The organism is Sunxiuqinia sp. sy24 (assembly GCF_052677165.1).
Genome location: NZ_JBQYLH010000011.1, coordinates 24,180 through 43,001, shown reverse-complemented (window position 1 = coordinate 43,001; position 18,822 = coordinate 24,180). Strand labels below are relative to the sequence as shown.

Below are 18,822 nucleotides of genomic sequence, written 5' to 3'. Positions count from 1 at the left end.
TCCTTTTGATACCATCTTTTAAATATGTAATAGTGAACCATGACTCATAATAAAAAAGATCGAACCTGCGATGCCCGAAGAATAATTGTGCTTTAAAGATCCTTCAATTAACATTAACTTTACACTAATACATGAATTAATTAGACCCCTTTTAAATTAGATTTAAAGCCCTTTGATTGCTATTTAAATTTCTATATTTGGGCGCAAAATTCATAGCGCAATCTATTCTAATTCACAATTATGAAGCAAATCAAATACATTACTCCCGAAGAAGCAGTAAAAGTTATAAAATCCGGCGATCGTGTTCACTTAAGTAGTGTGGCTGTAACGCCGCATACGCTTATCAATCCGATGGTTGAGCGCGGACGCGCTGGAGAGTTTCAAAATGTTAAAATCCAGCACATTCACGTGGAAGGTGATGTTGCATACGCGAATCCCGAGTTCGAAGGAATTTTCGTTTCTGAACAATTCTTTGTTGGTGGGAACCTACGTAAGCAAACTCAAGCCGGCTATGCCGATTACATTCCTGTTTTCCTGAGCGAAACTCAAAAGTTGATTCGTGAAGGCTATCTGAAAGTGAATGTAGCCATGATAATGGTTTCAACTCCTGACAAGCATGGTTTTGTTTCGTTGGGAACTTCGGTTGATGCCACCAAAGCAGCCATTGAGTGCGCGGATGTAGTTATTGCAGCCGTAAATCCGAACGTCCCCAGAGCCTGGGGAGATGCCATGATCCACATTAATGAGATTGATTTATTTGTGGAAGACAATATTGAGCTTTATGCTCACGACATGGCTCCACTAACGGAGACAGACATTCAAATTGGAAAAAATGTTGCGGAGCTTGTTGAAGATGGTGCCTGCTTGCAAATGGGTATTGGCGGAATTCCAAATGCCGTATTAGCGCAGCTGGGTAACCACAAAGACCTAGGCGTTCATACCGAAATGTTTGCTGATGGCATTCTTCCTTTGGTTGAAAAAGGAGTTGTTACCGGAAAACACAAAGCCATTGACAAAGGCAAAATGGTAGCCTCTTTCTTGATGGGGACCAAAGAATTGTACGATTTTGTTGATGACAACCCCATGGTAGCGATGATGGATGTTGCCCATACGAACAATGTACATGTTATTCGCAAGAATGACAAAGTAACGGCAATTAACTCAGCCTTGGCCGTCGATCTTACCGGACAGGTTTGTGCCGATTCAATTGGAATTAAGCATTACTCTGGTGTTGGCGGACAGATTGATTTTATTCGCGGAGCAGGACATTCAAAAGGTGGAAAACCAATTATTGCGTTACCATCGGTAACTGCGAAAGGTGTATCGAAAATCAGCCCAATCCTAATTCCAGGATCAGGAGTTGTGAGTACCCGTGCTAATATGCACTGGGTGGTAACCGAACAAGGAGCTGTCAATTTGTATGGTAAGACCATGCAAGAACGCGCACGCTTACTGATTTCAATTGCTCACCCACAGCACCGAGAGGAATTGGATAAAGCAGCGTATGACCGTTTTGGTTCTCACTTCCACTTTATACAAAAAACACAAAACGCATAATGTGCAGCAACAGGCAGGCAAGACCTGCCTGTTTTTGTATTTCAATGTTTTTCTGAAATTAAAAGAGTAGATTTTTTTTAATTCAATTTCGAATTTTTGAGTCATTTGTTAGAAAAATATCTCAAGAGAGAAAAGTAACAATTTTATTAATTATTATAAATTAAATATACATGAGCGTATCACATATCGAACACATCGGAATTGCAGTTAACAGCTTAGAGGAGGCCATTCCTTATTATGAAAAGGTTTTGGGCTTAAAATGTTATGCCATTGAAGAAGTCGTAGATCAAAAGGTTAAAACAGCCTTTTTTAAATTAGGCGACACAAAGATTGAATTACTAGAATCAACTGATCCCGAAGGACCAATCGGTAAATTCATCGAGAAAAAAGGACAAGGCATCCATCACTTGGCTTTCGCTGTTGATAATGTTAACGAATCGTTGGAAGAGGCTGAATCAAATGGCATTCGTTTAATTGATAAAACCTCTCGCAAAGGAGCTGAAGGTATGAACATCGGCTTTTTGCACCCTAAATCAACACTGGGCGTGCTGACCGAATTTTGTAGTGAAAAATAACCAAACATCATTTATTTAATTACAATGAGCAATCAAGATAAAATTAACAAATTAATCGAGTTACGCGCGGAAGCTAAGCTTGGAGGAGGAGTCAAACGAATTGAAGCCCAACACGCTAAAGGTAAATTTTCGGCACGCGAACGGATTGAAATGCTACTGGATGAAGGTAGTTTTGAAGAGTTTGACATGTTTGTCACTCACCGCTGTACCAACTTTGGGTTGGAAAAAACCAAATTCATGGGTGATGGCGTAGTTACCGGACACGGAACTATTGACGGACGCGTAGTCTACGTGTTCTCTCAGGATTTTACGGTGTTTGGCGGGTCATTGTCTGAAACTTTTGCACAAAAAATATGCAAAGTGATGGATATGGCTATGAAAGTTGGAGCTCCGGTTATTGGAATTAACGACAGTGGCGGCGCCCGTATTCAGGAAGGTGTAACCAGCTTGGCCGGATACGCCGAAATTTTCGAGCGTAATATTTTGGCATCAGGCGTTATCCCTCAAATCTCAGCCATTTTTGGACCTTGCGCCGGAGGAGCCGTGTACTCTCCTGCCCTGACCGACTTCATCATGATGACCGAAGAGAATTCATACATGTTTGTTACAGGTCCTAAGGTTGTAAAAACAGTTACCGGAGAAGACATTTCTATCGAAGATCTGGGTGGTGGTAAAGTTCACGCCTCTAAATCAGGTGTTTCTCACTTCTTGGTAGAAAACGAAGAAGAAGGCGTTTTAATGATTCGTAAACTGCTTTCATTCCTTCCTCAAAACAACCTCGAAGATGCTCCAACCACCGAATGTGATGATCCTATCGATCGTCTGGAAGATTCGTTAAATGAAATCATTCCCGACAATCCGAACCAACCATATGACGTAAAAGATGTTATCCACTCGCTGGTTGACTACGGTGAATTTTTAGAAGTACACCGGAATTATGCCAAGAACATTGTCGTTGGTTTTGCAAAATTCGACGGACAGCCTGTTGGAATCATTGCCAACCAACCCAATTACCTGGCCGGAGTTTTAGATATTGAAGCGTCGCGTAAGGCAGCCCGTTTTGTACGTTTCCTCGATAGCTTTAACATTCCAATTATTACGTTGGTTGATGTTCCCGGATTCTTGCCTGGAAGTGGACAAGAGTACGGTGGTATCATCATTCATGGTGCGAAACTGATGTTTGCTTATGGCGAAGCAACAGTTCCAAAAATCACCATTACCCTGCGTAAATCCTATGGTGGAGCCCATGATGTAATGTCATGTAAACAATTACGTGGCGACTTGAACTATGCCTGGCCATCAGCCGAAATTGCGGTCATGGGTGCTGCCGGTGCTGTTGAAGTATTGGAAGGACGTAAACTTCGCACGATTGAAGATGCCAACGAGCGCGCAGAATTCATTGCCAAGCATGAGGCAGAATACAAAGAGAAATTTGCCAACCCATACCAGGCAGCTTCTTACGGATACATTGATGATGTGATTGAACCAAGAAACACACGGATTCGTATTATTCGGGGATTACAAAGCCTTGCTACGAAAAAGCTGGTAAATCCTCCTAAAAAACACTCAAACATTCCATTATAATCGCATAACAGCTATGAATAATTTATTAATCCTTTTGGCTTCTCAGATGGATTTCGGATGGACTGTTGCATTGGTCGGCTTTATGATCGTATTTGTTGCATTAACCACCTTGGTTCTTGTATTCTTACGACTTCCAAAGTTGATCAATATGAAATTCAAACGGAAAGAACCGAAAAAATCAAAGCCGCATTGTGAAGAAGAAAGCGATTGCCATATCGAAGGTAATGTAACCGCAGCGATTGGCATGGCTATTCATCTTTATTTCAAAAATCAGCACGACGAAGAAAGCAATATTGTAACTATTAAAAAAGTTCGTAAAGCTTATTCGCCTTGGAGTTCAAAAATTTATAGTGTGACCAATAACTGGCCGCGATAACCGTTTTATTGCATAATAATACAAAACATGAAAAAATATAAATTTACTATAAGCGGCGATGAATATGATGTTCATATCAAAGAACTTGAAGATAACATTGCCACCATTGAAGTAAACGGCACGAAATACGAAGTTGAGATTAAAGGCGAAGTCAAATCGACTAAAACACCAAAACTCATTCGTAAACCAATCGTCCAGCAACCCGGTGAAGGGATGATCAAGAAAAAACAGTCCAGCGGAGGAATGCTCGTAAAAGCACCACTTCCAGGAACTATTTTTAAGATGAATGTAGCCGTAGGCGACCAGGTAAAAGAAGGTGACAACCTATTGATCATGGAAGCTATGAAAATGGAAAACCAGATTCTTGCAGAAAAAGATGGTCAAATTTCTTCTATTAAAGTGAAAGAAGGCGATGCCGTGCTGCAAGACGATGTATTATTGGAAATTAGCTAAAAAAAGATTCTGGTAATGAAAAAAATATTCTATATCATTGCTGCTTTGCTGTTGACGCTACCCTCTATAATAAGGGCAGATGAAAACAGTGACTTAGCAAAAACAATTACTGATGGGAAATGGATTAACCGGAGCGATGGGTACGTTGCTTCGCCAACATTCAATCCCAGTGTAGACAACAAAGAAGATTTTGAATCGGCCAAACGCTACAAAACGTTTTCTTTTTCTGAGAGCTACACCTTTACAATGGATTCGCTAAAACAGCGATATTCTGGAAAATGGAGTGCTGAAAATGGAAAAGTTACGTTGACTTTCAATCCAAAAACAGTTACCCACCTGTATAAAAACACAGATCCTAATGCACAATCCAATGGCTATGTTTCAGAAAATGAAGTATTAGACCTTGGTACGCGCGAACTGGTTTTGAAAGATGGTAAACTCAGCGGTGATGGCTATGAATACAAGAATTACTCTGGAGCTGTTTCAGGCTTGTTTAACTTTTACGAGTTCTCCGGATTTGCCAACGCCACCTGGAAGCATATGCTGATGATGATGATCGGATTCATCTTTATCTTCCTAGCCATAAAATATGACTTTGAACCGCTTCTGCTGGTTCCTATTGGTTTTGGAATTCTGATTGGTAACATCCCCATGTTCCAGGCAGTTGACTTCAATCTGCAATTAGGAATCTACGAACCGGGCTCGGTTATGAATATCCTTTACCAAGGAGTTGTGCAAGGATGGTATCCTCCATTAATTTTCTTAGGTATTGGTGCTATGACGGATTTCTCATCCTTGATTTCAAATCCTAAATTAATGTTGTTGGGAGCCGCCGCTCAAATCGGTATCTTCCTTACTTTTTTAGGAGCTCTTTGGATGGGATTTGCACCACCAGAAGCTGGTGCTATTGGTATCATTGGTGGAGCTGATGGTCCTACGGCGATTTTCATTTCTTCGAAATTGGCCAACGGATTGAACGTAATGGCGAATGGTGAAACGGTGAAAAACCTGATTGGACCTATTGCTATTGCAGCCTACTCTTATATGGCTTTGGTACCGGTTATTCAACCTCCGGTAATTAAATTGCTGACTTCGAAAAGAGAACGTTTAATCCGGATGAAACCTCCAAGAGCGGTTTCTAAACTGGAAAAAATCCTGTTCCCCATTGTCGGCTTGATCTTAACGGCTTACATTGCACCTTCTGCCCTTCCGCTCTTAGGGATGTTGTTCTTTGGTAACTTACTGAAAGAATCGACAGTAACTAAGCGCCTGGCCGACACTGCCAACTTTGCCTTGATCAACACCATCACCATTTTGCTTGGAATTACTGTTGGTGCTTCCACTCAGGCTGATGTCTTCCTGACACCATCGTCAATAAAAATCTTCATGCTTGGAGCAGTTTCTTTTGTGATTGCAACTGCTGGAGGTGTAATCAGTGCCAAAATCATGAACTTATTCTACAAGAAAGAGAATAAGATTAACCCAATGATTGGTGCGGCTGGGGTATCTGCAGTTCCTGATAGTGCACGTGTAGTGCAAACCATGGGATTGAAAGAAGACCCAACCAACCACTTGCTGATGCATGCGATGGCTCCGAACGTTTCTGGAGTTATTGGTTCTGCGATTGGTGCTGGTATTCTACTTAGTTTCTTGATGTAAGAAATAATTATTTTATACAAAAAAAGGATGTTCTCTCTGGAGAACATCCTTTTTTTGTATAATTGTACTTGTAAACCTAAAAACCATACGAATGAAAAGAATCTTCGCTTTTTTAATCTGTACTGTTATTTTTTTTTCATTACAAGCTCAATCCGAAAAGGCTACTCCAGAAAAACCACTGAACGTATTAGTGTTCTCGAAAACCTCAGGATTTAGACATCAATCGATCTCAAGCGGGCTTAAAATGTTTAGTGAACTGGCCTCAGCAGAAAACTGGAACCTTACGGCAACAGAAAACCCCAGACTTTTCACCATGGACTTTCTGGTCAATTTTGATGTCGTTGTCTTTTTAAACCCGACACAGGATGTTTTGAGTGACAACCAGCAGAAAGCCTTTGAAACGTTCATGAAGACCGGAAAAGGCTTTGTTGGCATTCATGCTTCGGCCGATTGTGAGTATGATTGGGATTGGTATGGCAAACTGAATGGTGCCTACTTTCTAACCCATCCGCCTGCACAAAAAGGTACCGTTATTTTTGAGGATCATAATCATCCGGCCATGAAAGCGTTTGAAGGCATGGACAGCTATACAACCGTTGATGAATGGTACAGCTTTAAAAGTAATCCACGCGAGAATGTGCACGTTTTGGCACGTCTGGATGAAAATACCATTAAAAAATCGGATAACGATAAGTGGAAAATGGATGACCACCCATTAATCTGGTGGCAGGAATTTGAAGGAATCCGGTCATTTTACTCCGTGTTTGGCCATACTCATGAAGCTTTTCAGGATCCAAAAATTCAAGCTCACTTTGCCGGTGCAGTAAACTGGGCAGGCAAAAGATAAGTAATAACGATAAAACGAAAAGAGCCGGTAACTGTTGAAGTTACCGGCTCTTTTCGTTTTATCATACGAGCTTTCATCAAACTACATCATGATCAGATTCCTCCTTGCTTCCAATTCTGTTTATTTAGCCAGAATGACCATCCTTTTATAGGAAGTAAGGACTTGCCAGCCCCTTGGCTACCAACAAGTCATTCAGGCAATAAAAGTCGCCTATCGCCCGGATATTATCATGATCAGAAAGAATCTCATCGGGAACCCGGATATATAAAACCGCTAAGTAGCGACTATATTTCCCTTTGGTATCTTTGATGGTCTCAACAATGGCCAGGCTTCCTTTTCGAATCAAGGATTTGACAAAGTCAGAAGTCGCTTTTCCAAGCGCATACTCTTCCGAATCTTTTCTGACTCCATAAACCTCAGGCGTATCTACTCCGTAGAGTCGAATCCGTTCGTTACGAACCCATATGTTCAGTCCCAAGTCGATGTCGATATCATAGGTGTTGCCATCCACTACCCGTTGTATTTCCACTTGATATTGGAACATGGTCTTTGTTTTTAAATTACGAATGATAATTTACAAAAAAATGCTGTCAAAATTGACAGCATTTTTAAAATTATTTAGGAAGTTGCATCCCTCGTTCTTTAGCCATTTTCTCTAACCGTTTCTGAAAGTTAGATTTTTTAACAGGCCCTTTCTTTTTATTTGCGTAAAGCTGCACCCTTATTTTATCTTCATCGACCATTGTCCGGAACAAATACATTTGACCGATTGTAATCAGGTTGGCAAGGAAATAATAATAACTCAACCCAGCTGAGTAATTATTCAGAATAAATAAGAACATCACCGGCATAATATACATCATGGTTTGCATGCCTGGCATTTGTTGGCTGCTTGCCGCCTGCGAGTTCAGTTTAGTTGAAATGACAGTAGTTACGGTCATCAACAAACAAAACAAACTCACGTGATCGCCATAAAAAGGAATGGTAAATGGCAAGTTAAAAATGGAATCATACGATGATAAGTCGGTAGCCCATAAAAAGCTTTCCTGCCGCAGTTCGATTGAGGTTGGGAAGAAAAAGAACATAGCGATCAAAATCGGGAACTGAAACAGCATGGGCAGGCAGCCTCCCATCGGATTAACGCCAACTTTTTTATACAGAGCCATGGTTGCTTGCTGCTTCTCCATAGCTTTGTCTTTACCAAACTTCTCATTTAACTCATCAATCTCTGGCTTCAATGCACGCATTTTAGCTTGAGAGATGTATGATTTATAAGTAAATGGGAAAACAATCAGTTTGATGAATACAGTAAGCAAGAGAATGATAATCCCAAAATTATCGATGTATTTCCGCAGGAAATTAAAAGCTGGGATAATCAGGTATTTATTGACCGGGCGAACAATGGCATAGCCTAGGTCAATCAAACGCTCCAACGACAAATCATACTGTTTTAAGGTATTGTAATGGTTGGGCCCAAAGTAAAACTGCATATCATAGCTTTCCTTCGTATTTCCTTCAAAAGGCAGGGCGATATCAGTAAAAAAGCGCCCCACACTATTCGGATCATCTTCCATATGCTCATAGCGCACATCGGCTGTTGGAAATGCGTTATCAGCAATAATAGTAGAGTTGAAGAACAACTGCTTCATGCTAATCCATTTGACTTTCGTCTTCAGGGTCTCCTCACTGGTTTTAGCGGTGCTCAGTTTCTCCACGTCATCATCAAAGAATTTGTAGTTGATGGTGGTGTAACGGTCTTCTCCATACTGAGATTTACGCTCCAAACGAGGCGCAGTAAATGCCCAATTAAAATTCAGATAATTGGTGTTCTGAGAGAGTAATTGATTCAATCCCTCACTTTTTACGTCGAAACCAACGAGAAAAGAGTTGTGCGTCAACTTATATTCGTACTCCAGGTAACGTCCGTTTCCGGCATTCAAACGCATGCTTAGCGATTTGCTCTCGCCTTTGTTTTCCTCGTTGAACTTTTCACGGCCTTCTTTTCCTTTATCAACCTCCGGACCATTCACCTTTAGCTGGCTCTGACTACCCGAAGGAACAAAGTATAAATCATCTGTGCGGATGCTCCGGTTTTCTGAGAAGAAGTTAAACCCAAAAAGGTTATCATCGCCTTCAAATAGTATCAAAGGCAGTGAATCGTAGGTTTGATAATCTTTCAATTCAACCGAATAGATTTTCCCCCCTTTGGTTGAAACCGTAATTTTCATCAGGTTATTTTCCAGGGTGATGAATTTCTCCTCACCTATTGCTGCTTCACCAAAAGCTCCATATTGATCCCTGACATTCTGTGAAACAGTTGAAGAATCACTTCCAAGCTTATTCTGAAGCTCAGAAGGTTGCTCCATTTCTTTGATCTGAGCCAATGCTTCTGCTTCTTTAGCACGCGAAGCTTCCACCTGAACAATGGAATCTTGTCGTCTTTTTGCAGCTGCAATCTCTTCATCCGAAGGTTGGTTCAGGTAACTGAAACCAATCAGAATCGTAAAGATCAGGACAATCCCGATAATCGTATTTCTATCCATATAAACGTTTTTTCTTTATTTGCTTAAAGTTGCTTTTACGAAAGCAACAAATAATGGGTGTGGATTTAAAACCGTACTGCTGTATTCCGGGTGAAACTGAACACCAACAAACCATTTATGGTTCTGGATTTCCATAACTTCAACCAAATCCGTGTCAGGATTAACGCCAACAGGCTTCATGTCTGATTGTTTGAAGGCGTCAAGGTACTCGTTATTAAATTCGTAGCGATGACGATGACGTTCCTTGATTTCTGCTTTCCCGTAAGCTTTATAAAAATTAGATTTTTTATTCACGATATGACAATCATAAGCTCCAAGTCTCATGGTTCCGCCTTTTTCGGTAATTCCTTTTTGGTCTTCCATCAAAGCAATCACAGGAGCAGTTGTTTTATCATTCATCTCTGTTGAATCGGCTCCGGTCATTCCCAATACATTGCGGGCATATTCAATTACCGCTATTTGCATTCCTAAGCAAATTCCTAAAAATGGAATATTGTTCTCGCGCACATATTGTGTTGCTTTGATTTTTCCTTCAATCCCGCGATGTCCAAATCCAGGTGCTATGATCACTCCTTGCAGTCCTTGGAGTTGCTCTTCAACATTCTCAGGAGTTAATTCTTCGGAATGAATCCACCGTAGCTTGATTTTAGCGCGGTTAGTTGCTCCAGCGTGAACCAAGGCTTCGACGATTGATTTGTAGGCATCTTGCAATTCAACATACTTACCTACCAAACCGATTTCAACTTCCTGTTCCGGATTTTTGTGCTTTCGCAAAAATTCATTCCACTCTTTTAAGTCCGGTTCGTTTTTAGATGGAAGTTTGAGCTTTTTCAGAACCGTCAGGTCAAGCTTTTCTTCCAACATTTTGTTGGGAACCTCATAGATGGTTGAAACGTCGATGGATTGAACAACTGCGTCAATATCCACATTGCAGAAAAGAGCCACTTTCTTCCGAATACTAACTCCCAAATCGTGTTCAGTACGCAATACCAATACATCGGGTTGTACTCCGTTTTCAAGCAGCATTTTTACAGAGTGTTGAGTTGGCTTGGTCTTCAGTTCACCCGAAGCTGCGAGGAAAGGAACTAAAGTTAAGTGAATAACCAGCGCATTGGATCCCAACTCCCATTTCAGCTGACGAACAGCTTCAACGTAGGGAAGCGACTCGATATCGCCGACGGTACCACCAATCTCGGTCACAACAATGTCGTAATTACGTTTATTGCCCAGAAATTTGATTTTCCGCTTAATCTCATCCGTAATGTGCGGGATAATTTGAACGGTTTTCCCCAGGTAATCACCGCGGCGTTCTTTGTTAATAACCGACTGGTAGATCCGACCGGTAGTCACATTGTTTGCCTGCGAAGTGGGAACATTTAAAAAACGCTCATAATGACCCAAATCCAAATCTGTTTCTGCCCCATCATCTGTTACAAAGCATTCACCATGCTCGTATGGGTTAAGTGTTCCCGGATCAACATTGATGTAGGGATCCAACTTTTGTATGGTGACAGAATATCCTCTGGCTTGCAATAACTTAGCCAATGAACTGGCTAGAATTCCTTTTCCTAATGAGGAGGTCACACCTCCTGTGACAAAGATGTACTTCGTTGCTGACAAAATCGTATATTTTTATTAGTTCCTAAAAACCTACAAAGGTAATCAATAAAAATTATCGTGCTTTAAAATCGATCCATTATAATTTAAAATTAACCATTAAAAAACCCGCTAAACTTAGCGGGTTAGATATTTTTGAAGTTAATCTTCATCATCCATGGAGTCGATTATACTAATCTTCTCTTTCAGAAATTCAATTTTTTCTTCGGTATCCTGAATCTTTCGATTTACATCATCAATCAACGATTCAGCGTTTTTTGTATTGGCAAAAAACCCGATATTATTATTCAACAAAATCAAGTCACTTTCCAATTGCTTCAACTTGCTAACATACTTGTCCCGTTCATAACGCATTTTATTATTGCCTCGTGTAGTACCCGAAATATTTGAGATCTTGGTTTTGAATTTCAACAAATTCCGTTGTTGATCATCAATTTTCAAGCTATCAAAATGCTTGTTTACGGCATCCCGGAATTCATTCTGAACCACATCTTTATCTTTAAAAGGCACATGACCAATATCAGTCCATCGGCGCTGGAATTCCTTGATGCTGGCAAGGTCAACATCTTCATCTTTCGTCAGCGTGTAGTTTTTGACTTCTTCTATCAAGTCTTTTTTCAATTTCAGATTATCGATCTGCTCTTCATCAACATGATGAAAATGCTTGGATTTATTGTCGAAGAAAAAGTCGCAGGCAGCCCGGAATCGTTTCCAGATAGCATCAGAATGCTTACGTGGAACCGGTCCTATTTCCTTCCATTTTTTCTGAATCCGGATAAATTCCTCTGTTGTTTTGCGCCAATCTGTGCTATCTTTCAAGGTTTCAGCCTGAACACACAAATCCGTTTTCATTTGCAAGTTATTTGTTTGCAATTCTTTGTTCTGAGCATAAAATTCACGCTTGGCGTCAAAAAACTGGTCACAAGCACTGCGGAATCGCTCGTAAATACGGTTATTGTCCTTTTTAGGAGCAAAACCAATAGTCCGCCATACCTTCTGCAACTCAATCAGTTCGCGCGACTTTTTATCCCAATCCCTATGATTTTTAATTTCTGCCGTTGCAATCTCTTCCGCTTTCTCGCAAAGAACAGTTTTTGCTTCCAGGTTTTTCTTTTGCTCCTGTTTCCGTCCTTCGAAATATCCCTGGTGTTTTTTATTTATTTGTGAAGTCGCCGCTTTAAAGCGTTCCCACAACTCTTCCTTTTTATCTCTTGGAACAGGGCCTATTTCACGCCATTGCTCATGGTATTTCTGCAAAATATTGAAGGCTTTAATAATAGAAGGCTCCACCAGTAACTCTTCGGCCTTTTCGCAAAGAATAATTTTGGATTCCAGATTCTTCTTCAAATCCAGATCCCGCAACTCCCGGTTAATCTTGATGTAATCGTAAAAATTTTCTACATGATGGTGATAGGTTTCCCACAGGTCTTTTAACTTAGCCTGTGGAACCAAGCCAATTTCACGCCATTCCTGCTGTAAGTCCCTGAACTCCTGAAAAGTTTTATTGATAGACTCCTTGCGGTTTACAAGGTTTTTAATATCATCGATAATCTCATATTTCCGTTGCAGATTATCCTCTTTTTCATCCTCTTGCTGGCGGTGCTGCTTATTCCGAAGCTGGCGGAAGTCTTTAAGTAGATTACGCAAATCTTCTTCGTAAAAGGCATTGGAAGGCTCAAAATCCTCTTCATTACCTCCGTCTTCCATAAATTTCTTTTTCTCGGCTTCTGCCGCTGCCCGATGCTTCTTGTAAAAGTTGATCTTAATGCTGTCAATGTCCGCTTTTATATCATCATTGGCATGTTTTTCCAATAAATCACGCAGCGCATTAATCAGTTCAACCTCGTTTAGTGTAGTGTAATCAAGAGATTCGCGAACGGGATTCACTTGCTCTGGCTCCACATTGGGAGCCTCTTTCTCTTCAGCAGCTACAGGCTCTTCGCTAGTCACCTCACCCGCCGGTTCTTTCACCTCTGCTTTGGCTTCTTCCTGAATTCCTTCCTCTGGGTTGAGCTCTTCTTCTTTCGTTTCGGCAGCTCCCTCAGGTTCTAGCTGTTGTTCTGCTGAAACGGTTTCTTCCTCAGCAGAAGTTTCTTTTTGTTCAACTTGTGATGCAGAGCTTTCAACCTCTTTGGTCTTCGAGGTGCTCTCCGGGGTCTGTTCTGGCGCATTAGCAGCACCATTTTCCTCGGGTGTTGCTTTTAACTCATCGTTCGAGTTTTTTAGGTCTTCAGGTGTCATGTAGTATTTTTTTAAATTACTATGTAATTATCAGAGAATTCGGCTCCCCTTCTGCATACGAAAATATAATATAATGTACGAATACTCAAAGAATTCAGCAATAAAGTAAGAAAAACATCCATTCAGAAACAACAAAAGCCACTTAAATAAGTGGCTTTTGTTGTTTCTGACGCAATAATTACGACTTAAGCGATCTCAATTTCACGTTTTACGGGGATGGCTTCTTTTTTCTTTCCTAAGCTTATTTTTAGGATTCCATTGGCAACTTCAGCATTAATTCTCTCTTGATCCAGTTTTTCTGAAAGTTTGAACCTCTTTTCAAAATGTCTTTTTTCAAACTCAATACGCGAGTTGATTAATGTATTTTTCGCCTCCGCTGATTCCCCTTCTATTAAATGGCTCCTAACAAGCAAAACATTATTTTCTATGGCTAATTTGATTTCTTCTTTAGAGTAACCCGGAACCAGCAATTCAAGAACAACTTCAGTATCGCTTTCAAGTACATTGGTTGACGGAGCATAAGCCAATTCTTTCTTTTCTATACGATCAGAAGTAGCATTAGCCTGAAAAAAGTCTTTTAACAAAGCATCTACTGGACTTACACCATAAACCGGACGATTAACATTTACTAGTTTCATAATTTGTTTCCTCCTAATTAATTGTTCGTTTCTAATTATATTTTTAAAAGTTTCATTCATTCTGACTGCCTAATTTCAAGTTTTGTTCCAAGAGCAAATTCAGGACAAATAGTTCAATATCGAGAAAGAAAACAAGACAATGTTTCCGAATTGACAAAAACAAGCAAGCCAATGTGACATGTTATCTAAACAGATAGATATACTTATTGATTGTAGAGGACTGTGAATTGCAAAATGTTGCTACTTTTGCAGCAAAATTGAAAATTATGCGCATTGATATTTTAACCGTTGTACCAGAGTTATTGGATAGTCCGTTTAGTCACTCCATCATCAAGCGAGGGCAAGACAAAGGATTAGTTGAAATCCATGTGCATAATATTCGTGATTTTTCTACCGACAAGCATAAGCGCACCGATGACTATGCGTTTAGCGGAGGCGCCGGCATGGTCATGACCATCCAGCCCATTGAAGCCGCAATTAAGCATTTAAAGTCGCAGCGTGAATACGATGAGATTATCTATACCAGTCCGGATGGAGAGCAATTTTCGCAAGGAATTGCCAATAAGCTGTCGCTAAAAGGAAACCTCATGATTCTTTGTGGTCATTACAAAGGTGTAGATCAGCGGGTTCGTGAGCATTTCATTACCCGCGAAATTTCAATAGGAGATTACGTATTGACTGGTGGTGAGCTAGCTGCGGCAGTTATGACCGACAGCATTGTCCGGCTAATTCCAGGTGTAATTTCTGATGAAACATCAGCACTAACCGACTCCTTTCAAGACAACCTTTTGAGCCCACCGGTTTATACCCGACCAGCCAATTATAAAGGATGGAAAGTTCCAGATGTGCTGACCAGTGGCAACGATCGTAAAATCAACGAATGGAAAGAGAAACAGGCTTATGAACGCACCCAACAGCTTCGGCCCGACTTGCTCAATGGCGATTAAGCCCGACGACAAATAACATTGTACGGGCACATACGGCATTTTCGATCGTCTTCCGTTTGCGTATACACGTTATCCAGACTAAACATTTCGGTTAGAAATTCATTCAAGCTCTCTTGAAAGGGCTGGACAATTTGTTGATAGTTGAGTAATTCATTTCCATGAAGCACCTCCGGATGAAACTCATCGTCAAAAAAATCATCGATTTTATATATCGCCGGAAGCAAGTTCGTTTTCCCGGTTGAGCGTTTAAAGATTTCAGAATAAATAAGCGTCTGAAAAATCTCTTTGGGCCTTCCGTGCTTATCCCGCTCATAAAACTGACTAATCTCCTTAAAAGTCAACTTTAGGTTACGCCCGGTCTTGTAATCAATAATACGCGTTCCATTGGCCGTTTCATCAATCCGGTCAATGGTTCCTCCCATTAAAATTTGTTGTTTCCGATCACCCAGATCAACATCAAAAGAGGCCTCGTATTGGCCTTCCAAAGCCACCATGTGAAATGGAGCAAAAGCCAGATCATTCATCAGCAATTGGTGCAAATAGGTCTCCAGATGATCTTTCACCAGAATATTTTTCCCCGTTATGCGAACATCTTTCAAATCCTTGTCTTTGTAATACTCTTTTGCAAAAGCCGCCCGGATCACCTGCTCTATTTTTGATTTGTTGACCAACAAGGCTTTCAAATGATCCTTCTGAACTTCTTTACCCACAAAGTCCTGATATAGCAGCTCCATGGCGTAGTGAAACAAGTTCCCGAACAAACGTGGATCAACATCTTCCAGCACATCATCGGTTTCTTTAATGAAGGCAATATGCTTAAAGTAAAACTTCAACTTACAATCGAGATAGGTATTCAGCGCACTGGGACTTAACTTACGTACTGCATAATTCTCCAATAATTTTTCCTGATGGGCAGCCGTGGCCGGGATAGCAATTGGAACATTGCCTGACGATTTAAAATTGAAGTCGAAATAATACTCCTTAGGCTGAATGGCCGAATCGTATTTTAGCTGAAACAAATAGCGGCTCATTTCTCCGGAATTCAAGCCATCAGTAGCCGAATTGTACACCAGCACCACCTCTTCGGCCCGGTGCAACAACCGATAAAAATAATAGGCATACATGGCATCGTGCTCCTCATAAGCCGGCAGTCCAAAAGCTTTCCGAAGATGATAAGGAATAAAGGAATGAATGGGCGTGGATTTAGGCATCTTGCCTTCGTTAACTGAAAATAAAACCACTTTTTTAAAATCAAGCAAACGCGTCTCCAAAAAGCCCATGACCTGCAAGCCCGTCAGAGGCTCCCCTTCAAAAGGAATGGAAACCCGCTGAAGATGCTGAACCAGCAAACGAAAGAACAGCGACACAGACACCTTCGCAGTCCCTAGCTCAGCGAGTGTGTCAACCAGTCGCTGAATGGAAAGGTAGGCTTGATAAAGATATTCTCCTTCCAGTTTTACAGGCGCTTCTTCCCCACTCGAAAAACGCAAGCCTAGCATCCGGATAACTTCCATGAGATAATTAGCACAAGCTTTCCAGTTCGATTGGGGTGAAAATATTAAACGCAGCAAGTCATTGCGATCCAACTCCTGTTGCCGCACATGAATTTTGTTTTTACTTAGAATTTCGGCCACCAAGCCTTTGGTTTCATCACTTGCAATCAGCTGGTGTTTCAGCAGCGCCAAAACCGGGCGGTGATAAAAGGCTGGATCACCATCCAGCTTGCGACTGTTTTTCTGCAAGTCGATCAACAAAGTAATCAAGCTATAAACAGGCGTGTTTTGCAAGGCATAGCCCATGGTAATGTTAATCTGCTTAAACCGCGATCCGGCAGCAGAAATTACCGGCACCAACATGCTCTCATCAGACAACACTAAAGCTGTTTCATCAAAGCGATTGCCTTTAATCTCATCCTGAAACAAATCCCGATAGTGAATGACCTGAGCTTGTGCCACCTGTCCAGGAACCGATACCAAGCTGATCTTGGTATTCTTTTGCTCTCCGGCATCCAAGTTGAAACCTTCAGGCGCGGGAAATTCCAATCGGTTTCTGCGAATAAAAAGTCCTGCCTCTTGCGATGGATCATTCAGCAACTGCTCCTCATAATCCCAAAAGAACAGCGCTCGTCCTGCTGACTGAAACCGCTTGAACAAATTATTTTCACAGCGGTTCAGGGCATTGAAACCAACAAAAACAAATTGATCACCTTCCGGTAGGCCGATTTCACCTCTTTCGAGTTTCTCAATTATTTCACGATAAACCAATCCGGTGTAGCCCGAATTCTGTTTCAGCAACTCCTCACGAAAACGCATATAAATGGCGGGCAACTTATTCCAGAAAGCCACAAATTTATCGCGATTAACCGAACCTTCAGATCGACCAAGACTTCCCCAGAACGATTCAATTGCTTTCTTTTGTTCGTCTGTCAGGTAGTCAAACCGGGCTTCCACCTCTTTTATATCTTCTATATTCTGAAATAAATCACTGGAATCCAGTCGGTATTTATCGATGTCGTTAAAGTCATTTAGCAGAATTTCGCCCCAAAAGAAAAAATCATCAAGACTTTCATCATGACCGGTTTCGGCAACATAAATGCGATGCAAATGCAAGATCAGGCTAATCTGGTCTGATATTTGCATCCCCGACATGCGTAACACCAATTCATCAATGGTAATGGCTTCCGGCCCGATAATTGGCGATCCCACCAGTTCATTTAAATAAGCATTAAGAAAAACACTGGCACGCCGACTTGGGAATACCAAGGATATACGATGAAGATCTGAACCATAAGTTGCATATAAATGTTGGGCAACCTGAGTTAAAAAAGGAGTCATGCTAAATTATTTTTGTTAAAGATAATACTTAAATTTAGCCAAGCAGAAAAGAATTTTCACTATTGGGAATAAACCGATAAAAATGAATGAATTATAAATTTTAAATAAGCACCATGAAAACAAGCAAACTAATTTTGATACTCCTTTTATTTTGCCTGAGCGGCTTTGCTCAAACCGAACCCAACCCCTTACTTTCAACGCCTTATATTGAAGTTACTGGTGAAGGAGAAATGGAATTGGTTCCGGATGAGATATTTCTTCAGTTTACGCTGAAAGAACGTTACGATGGAAGGACCAAGATCAATATCGAAGACCTGGAAAAAAAATTGAAACAACATTTAAAGGTCAATCAGTTCGATTTAAGTAAGCTAAGCTTGGCCGATGCTGATGCCGATTTTGTAACCATCAAGCGTAAAAACAAAGATGTACTGGCTTCTAAAAACTACGTGTTGGAAGTAAGCAGCACCAGCGAATTGGCCGATGTTTGGGAAATTCTGGATGAAATTGACGTATCAAATGCCTACATTCAAAGAGTTGACCACAGCCAAATGGACGAGTTCAAAAGAGAAGTCAAAATCAAAGCTATTAAAGATGCGAAGGAAAAGGCAAGCTATTTGCTCGAAGCAGTTGATCAGAAATTAGGAAAGGTGCTGTTTATTCAGGAGCGGGCAAGCTTCAACCAACCTTTTGCAAAAAACATTCGAATTAGGGGGACCGCTGCGATGATGGAAGACAGCAGCATCGAACCGGAGCCTGAAATCTCATTTGAAAAAATGAAATTGAATTACAAAGTATTTACTCGCTTTGCTATTAGCGAACAGCCCGTCAACCAAGGCGCTTCAACCGAAATTTAGTCTGACAAAAGTGCCCTGGTTCGCTTGTTTTTTAGAGCCATTAAAACTAACTTCACCCTGAACAATGCAGACCAAAATTAAGCCTATCTGAAAATTT

Annotated in this window: 15 protein-coding genes; 9 read left to right on the top strand and 6 right to left on the bottom strand. The window is 40.9% G+C overall.

What is annotated here, in order from left to right; all coding sequences use genetic code 11:
* Positions 1-240 precede the first annotated feature (240 nt).
* The 7 genes from ACUNWA_RS10855 to ACUNWA_RS10825 all read left to right on the top strand — a co-directional run bounded on the left by ACUNWA_RS10855 (position 241) and on the right by ACUNWA_RS10825 (position 7,051).
* A complete protein-coding gene (locus ACUNWA_RS10855; protein WP_445591933.1) occupies positions 241-1,557 on the top strand; it encodes an acetyl-CoA hydrolase/transferase family protein in 1,317 nt (438 codons plus the stop codon).
* Positions 1,558-1,727: 170 nt separating this feature from the next.
* On the top strand, positions 1,728-2,132 hold the full coding sequence (mce, locus tag ACUNWA_RS10850; RefSeq protein WP_445591932.1) for a methylmalonyl-CoA epimerase: 405 nt from the start codon (positions 1,728-1,730) through the stop codon (positions 2,130-2,132).
* Between the two features lie 24 nt (positions 2,133-2,156).
* Positions 2,157-3,716 (top strand): acyl-CoA carboxylase subunit beta, encoded by a 1,560-nt coding sequence (locus ACUNWA_RS10845; RefSeq protein ID WP_445591931.1) that lies wholly within the window; start codon positions 2,157-2,159, stop codon positions 3,714-3,716.
* Positions 3,717-3,729: 13 nt separating this feature from the next.
* The gene (locus ACUNWA_RS10840) at positions 3,730-4,092 is read left to right on the top strand and encodes an OadG family protein (protein WP_445591930.1); all 363 of its coding nucleotides are present in this window, start codon (positions 3,730-3,732) and stop codon (positions 4,090-4,092) included.
* Between the two features lie 27 nt (positions 4,093-4,119).
* Entirely contained in the window at positions 4,120-4,545 is a 426-nt protein-coding gene (locus ACUNWA_RS10835) for a biotin/lipoyl-containing protein (RefSeq protein WP_445591929.1), read from the top strand.
* 15 nt (positions 4,546-4,560) lie between these two features.
* Entirely contained in the window at positions 4,561-6,204 is a 1,644-nt protein-coding gene (locus ACUNWA_RS10830) for a sodium ion-translocating decarboxylase subunit beta (RefSeq protein WP_445591928.1), read from the top strand.
* 91 nt (positions 6,205-6,295) lie between these two features.
* The gene (locus ACUNWA_RS10825) at positions 6,296-7,051 is read left to right on the top strand and encodes a ThuA domain-containing protein (RefSeq protein WP_445591927.1); all 756 of its coding nucleotides are present in this window, start codon (positions 6,296-6,298) and stop codon (positions 7,049-7,051) included.
* A gap of 145 nt (positions 7,052-7,196) precedes the next feature.
* Here ACUNWA_RS10825 and ACUNWA_RS10820 read toward each other — a convergent pair whose 3' ends face one another.
* From ACUNWA_RS10820 to ACUNWA_RS10800, 5 genes are all read right to left on the bottom strand, one after another.
* Complete coding sequence (locus ACUNWA_RS10820; RefSeq protein WP_445591926.1) at positions 7,197-7,595, bottom strand: thermonuclease family protein; 399 nt, start codon at positions 7,593-7,595, stop codon at positions 7,197-7,199.
* Between the two features lie 70 nt (positions 7,596-7,665).
* Complete coding sequence (yidC, locus tag ACUNWA_RS10815) at positions 7,666-9,594, bottom strand: membrane protein insertase YidC (RefSeq protein ID WP_445591925.1); 1,929 nt, start codon at positions 9,592-9,594, stop codon at positions 7,666-7,668.
* Between the two features lie 15 nt (positions 9,595-9,609).
* On the bottom strand, positions 9,610-11,214 hold the full coding sequence (locus tag ACUNWA_RS10810) for a CTP synthase (RefSeq protein ID WP_445591924.1): 1,605 nt from the start codon (positions 11,212-11,214) through the stop codon (positions 9,610-9,612).
* 138 nt (positions 11,215-11,352) lie between these two features.
* On the bottom strand, positions 11,353-13,452 hold the full coding sequence (locus ACUNWA_RS10805) for a DUF349 domain-containing protein (RefSeq protein WP_445591923.1): 2,100 nt from the start codon (positions 13,450-13,452) through the stop codon (positions 11,353-11,355).
* Positions 13,453-13,637: 185 nt separating this feature from the next.
* Positions 13,638-14,150, bottom strand: coding sequence for an Hsp20/alpha crystallin family protein (locus ACUNWA_RS10800; protein WP_445591922.1), 513 nt, complete (start codon positions 14,148-14,150; stop codon positions 13,638-13,640).
* Positions 14,151-14,356: 206 nt separating this feature from the next.
* Here ACUNWA_RS10800 and trmD point away from each other — a divergent pair, with 206 nt between their 5' ends.
* Positions 14,357-15,037 (top strand): tRNA (guanosine(37)-N1)-methyltransferase TrmD, encoded by a 681-nt coding sequence (trmD, locus tag ACUNWA_RS10795; RefSeq protein WP_445591921.1) that lies wholly within the window; start codon positions 14,357-14,359, stop codon positions 15,035-15,037.
* Here the strand turns inward: trmD and ACUNWA_RS10790 are convergent.
* Entirely contained in the window at positions 15,034-17,871 is a 2,838-nt protein-coding gene (locus ACUNWA_RS10790) for a PD-(D/E)XK nuclease family protein (RefSeq protein ID WP_445591920.1), read from the bottom strand. The genes trmD and ACUNWA_RS10790 overlap by 4 nt on opposite strands.
* Before the next feature lie 113 nt (positions 17,872-17,984).
* On the opposite strand from ACUNWA_RS10790, the gene ACUNWA_RS10785 reads away from it, so the two are divergent.
* The gene (locus tag ACUNWA_RS10785) at positions 17,985-18,725 is read left to right on the top strand and encodes an SIMPL domain-containing protein (protein WP_445591919.1); all 741 of its coding nucleotides are present in this window, start codon (positions 17,985-17,987) and stop codon (positions 18,723-18,725) included.
* Positions 18,726-18,822 lie beyond the last annotated feature (97 nt).

Bases quoted from the DNA above. Each gene is read 5' to 3' on its own strand.
- trmD (WP_445591921.1), top strand. From the start codon at position 14,357: ATGCGCATTGATATTTTAACCGTTGTACCAGAGTTATTGGATAGTCCG.
- ACUNWA_RS10845 (WP_445591931.1), top strand. From the start codon at position 2,157: ATGAGCAATCAAGATAAAATTAACAAATTAATCGAGTTACGCGCGGAA.
- ACUNWA_RS10785 (WP_445591919.1), top strand. From the start codon at position 17,985: ATGAAAACAAGCAAACTAATTTTGATACTCCTTTTATTTTGCCTGAGC.
- ACUNWA_RS10800 (WP_445591922.1), bottom strand. From the start codon at position 14,150: ATGAATGAAACTTTTAAAAATATAATTAGAAACGAACAATTAATTAGG.
- mce (WP_445591932.1), top strand. From the start codon at position 1,728: ATGAGCGTATCACATATCGAACACATCGGAATTGCAGTTAACAGCTTA.
- ACUNWA_RS10805 (WP_445591923.1), bottom strand. From the start codon at position 13,452: ATGACACCTGAAGACCTAAAAAACTCGAACGATGAGTTAAAAGCAACA.
- ACUNWA_RS10825 (WP_445591927.1), top strand. From the start codon at position 6,296: ATGAAAAGAATCTTCGCTTTTTTAATCTGTACTGTTATTTTTTTTTCA.
- ACUNWA_RS10820 (WP_445591926.1), bottom strand. From the start codon at position 7,595: ATGTTCCAATATCAAGTGGAAATACAACGGGTAGTGGATGGCAACACC.
- ACUNWA_RS10835 (WP_445591929.1), top strand. From the start codon at position 4,120: ATGAAAAAATATAAATTTACTATAAGCGGCGATGAATATGATGTTCAT.
- yidC (WP_445591925.1), bottom strand. From the start codon at position 9,594: ATGGATAGAAATACGATTATCGGGATTGTCCTGATCTTTACGATTCTG.
- ACUNWA_RS10790 (WP_445591920.1), bottom strand. From the start codon at position 17,871: ATGACTCCTTTTTTAACTCAGGTTGCCCAACATTTATATGCAACTTAT.
- ACUNWA_RS10855 (WP_445591933.1), top strand. From the start codon at position 241: ATGAAGCAAATCAAATACATTACTCCCGAAGAAGCAGTAAAAGTTATA.
- ACUNWA_RS10840 (WP_445591930.1), top strand. From the start codon at position 3,730: ATGAATAATTTATTAATCCTTTTGGCTTCTCAGATGGATTTCGGATGG.
- ACUNWA_RS10830 (WP_445591928.1), top strand. From the start codon at position 4,561: ATGAAAAAAATATTCTATATCATTGCTGCTTTGCTGTTGACGCTACCC.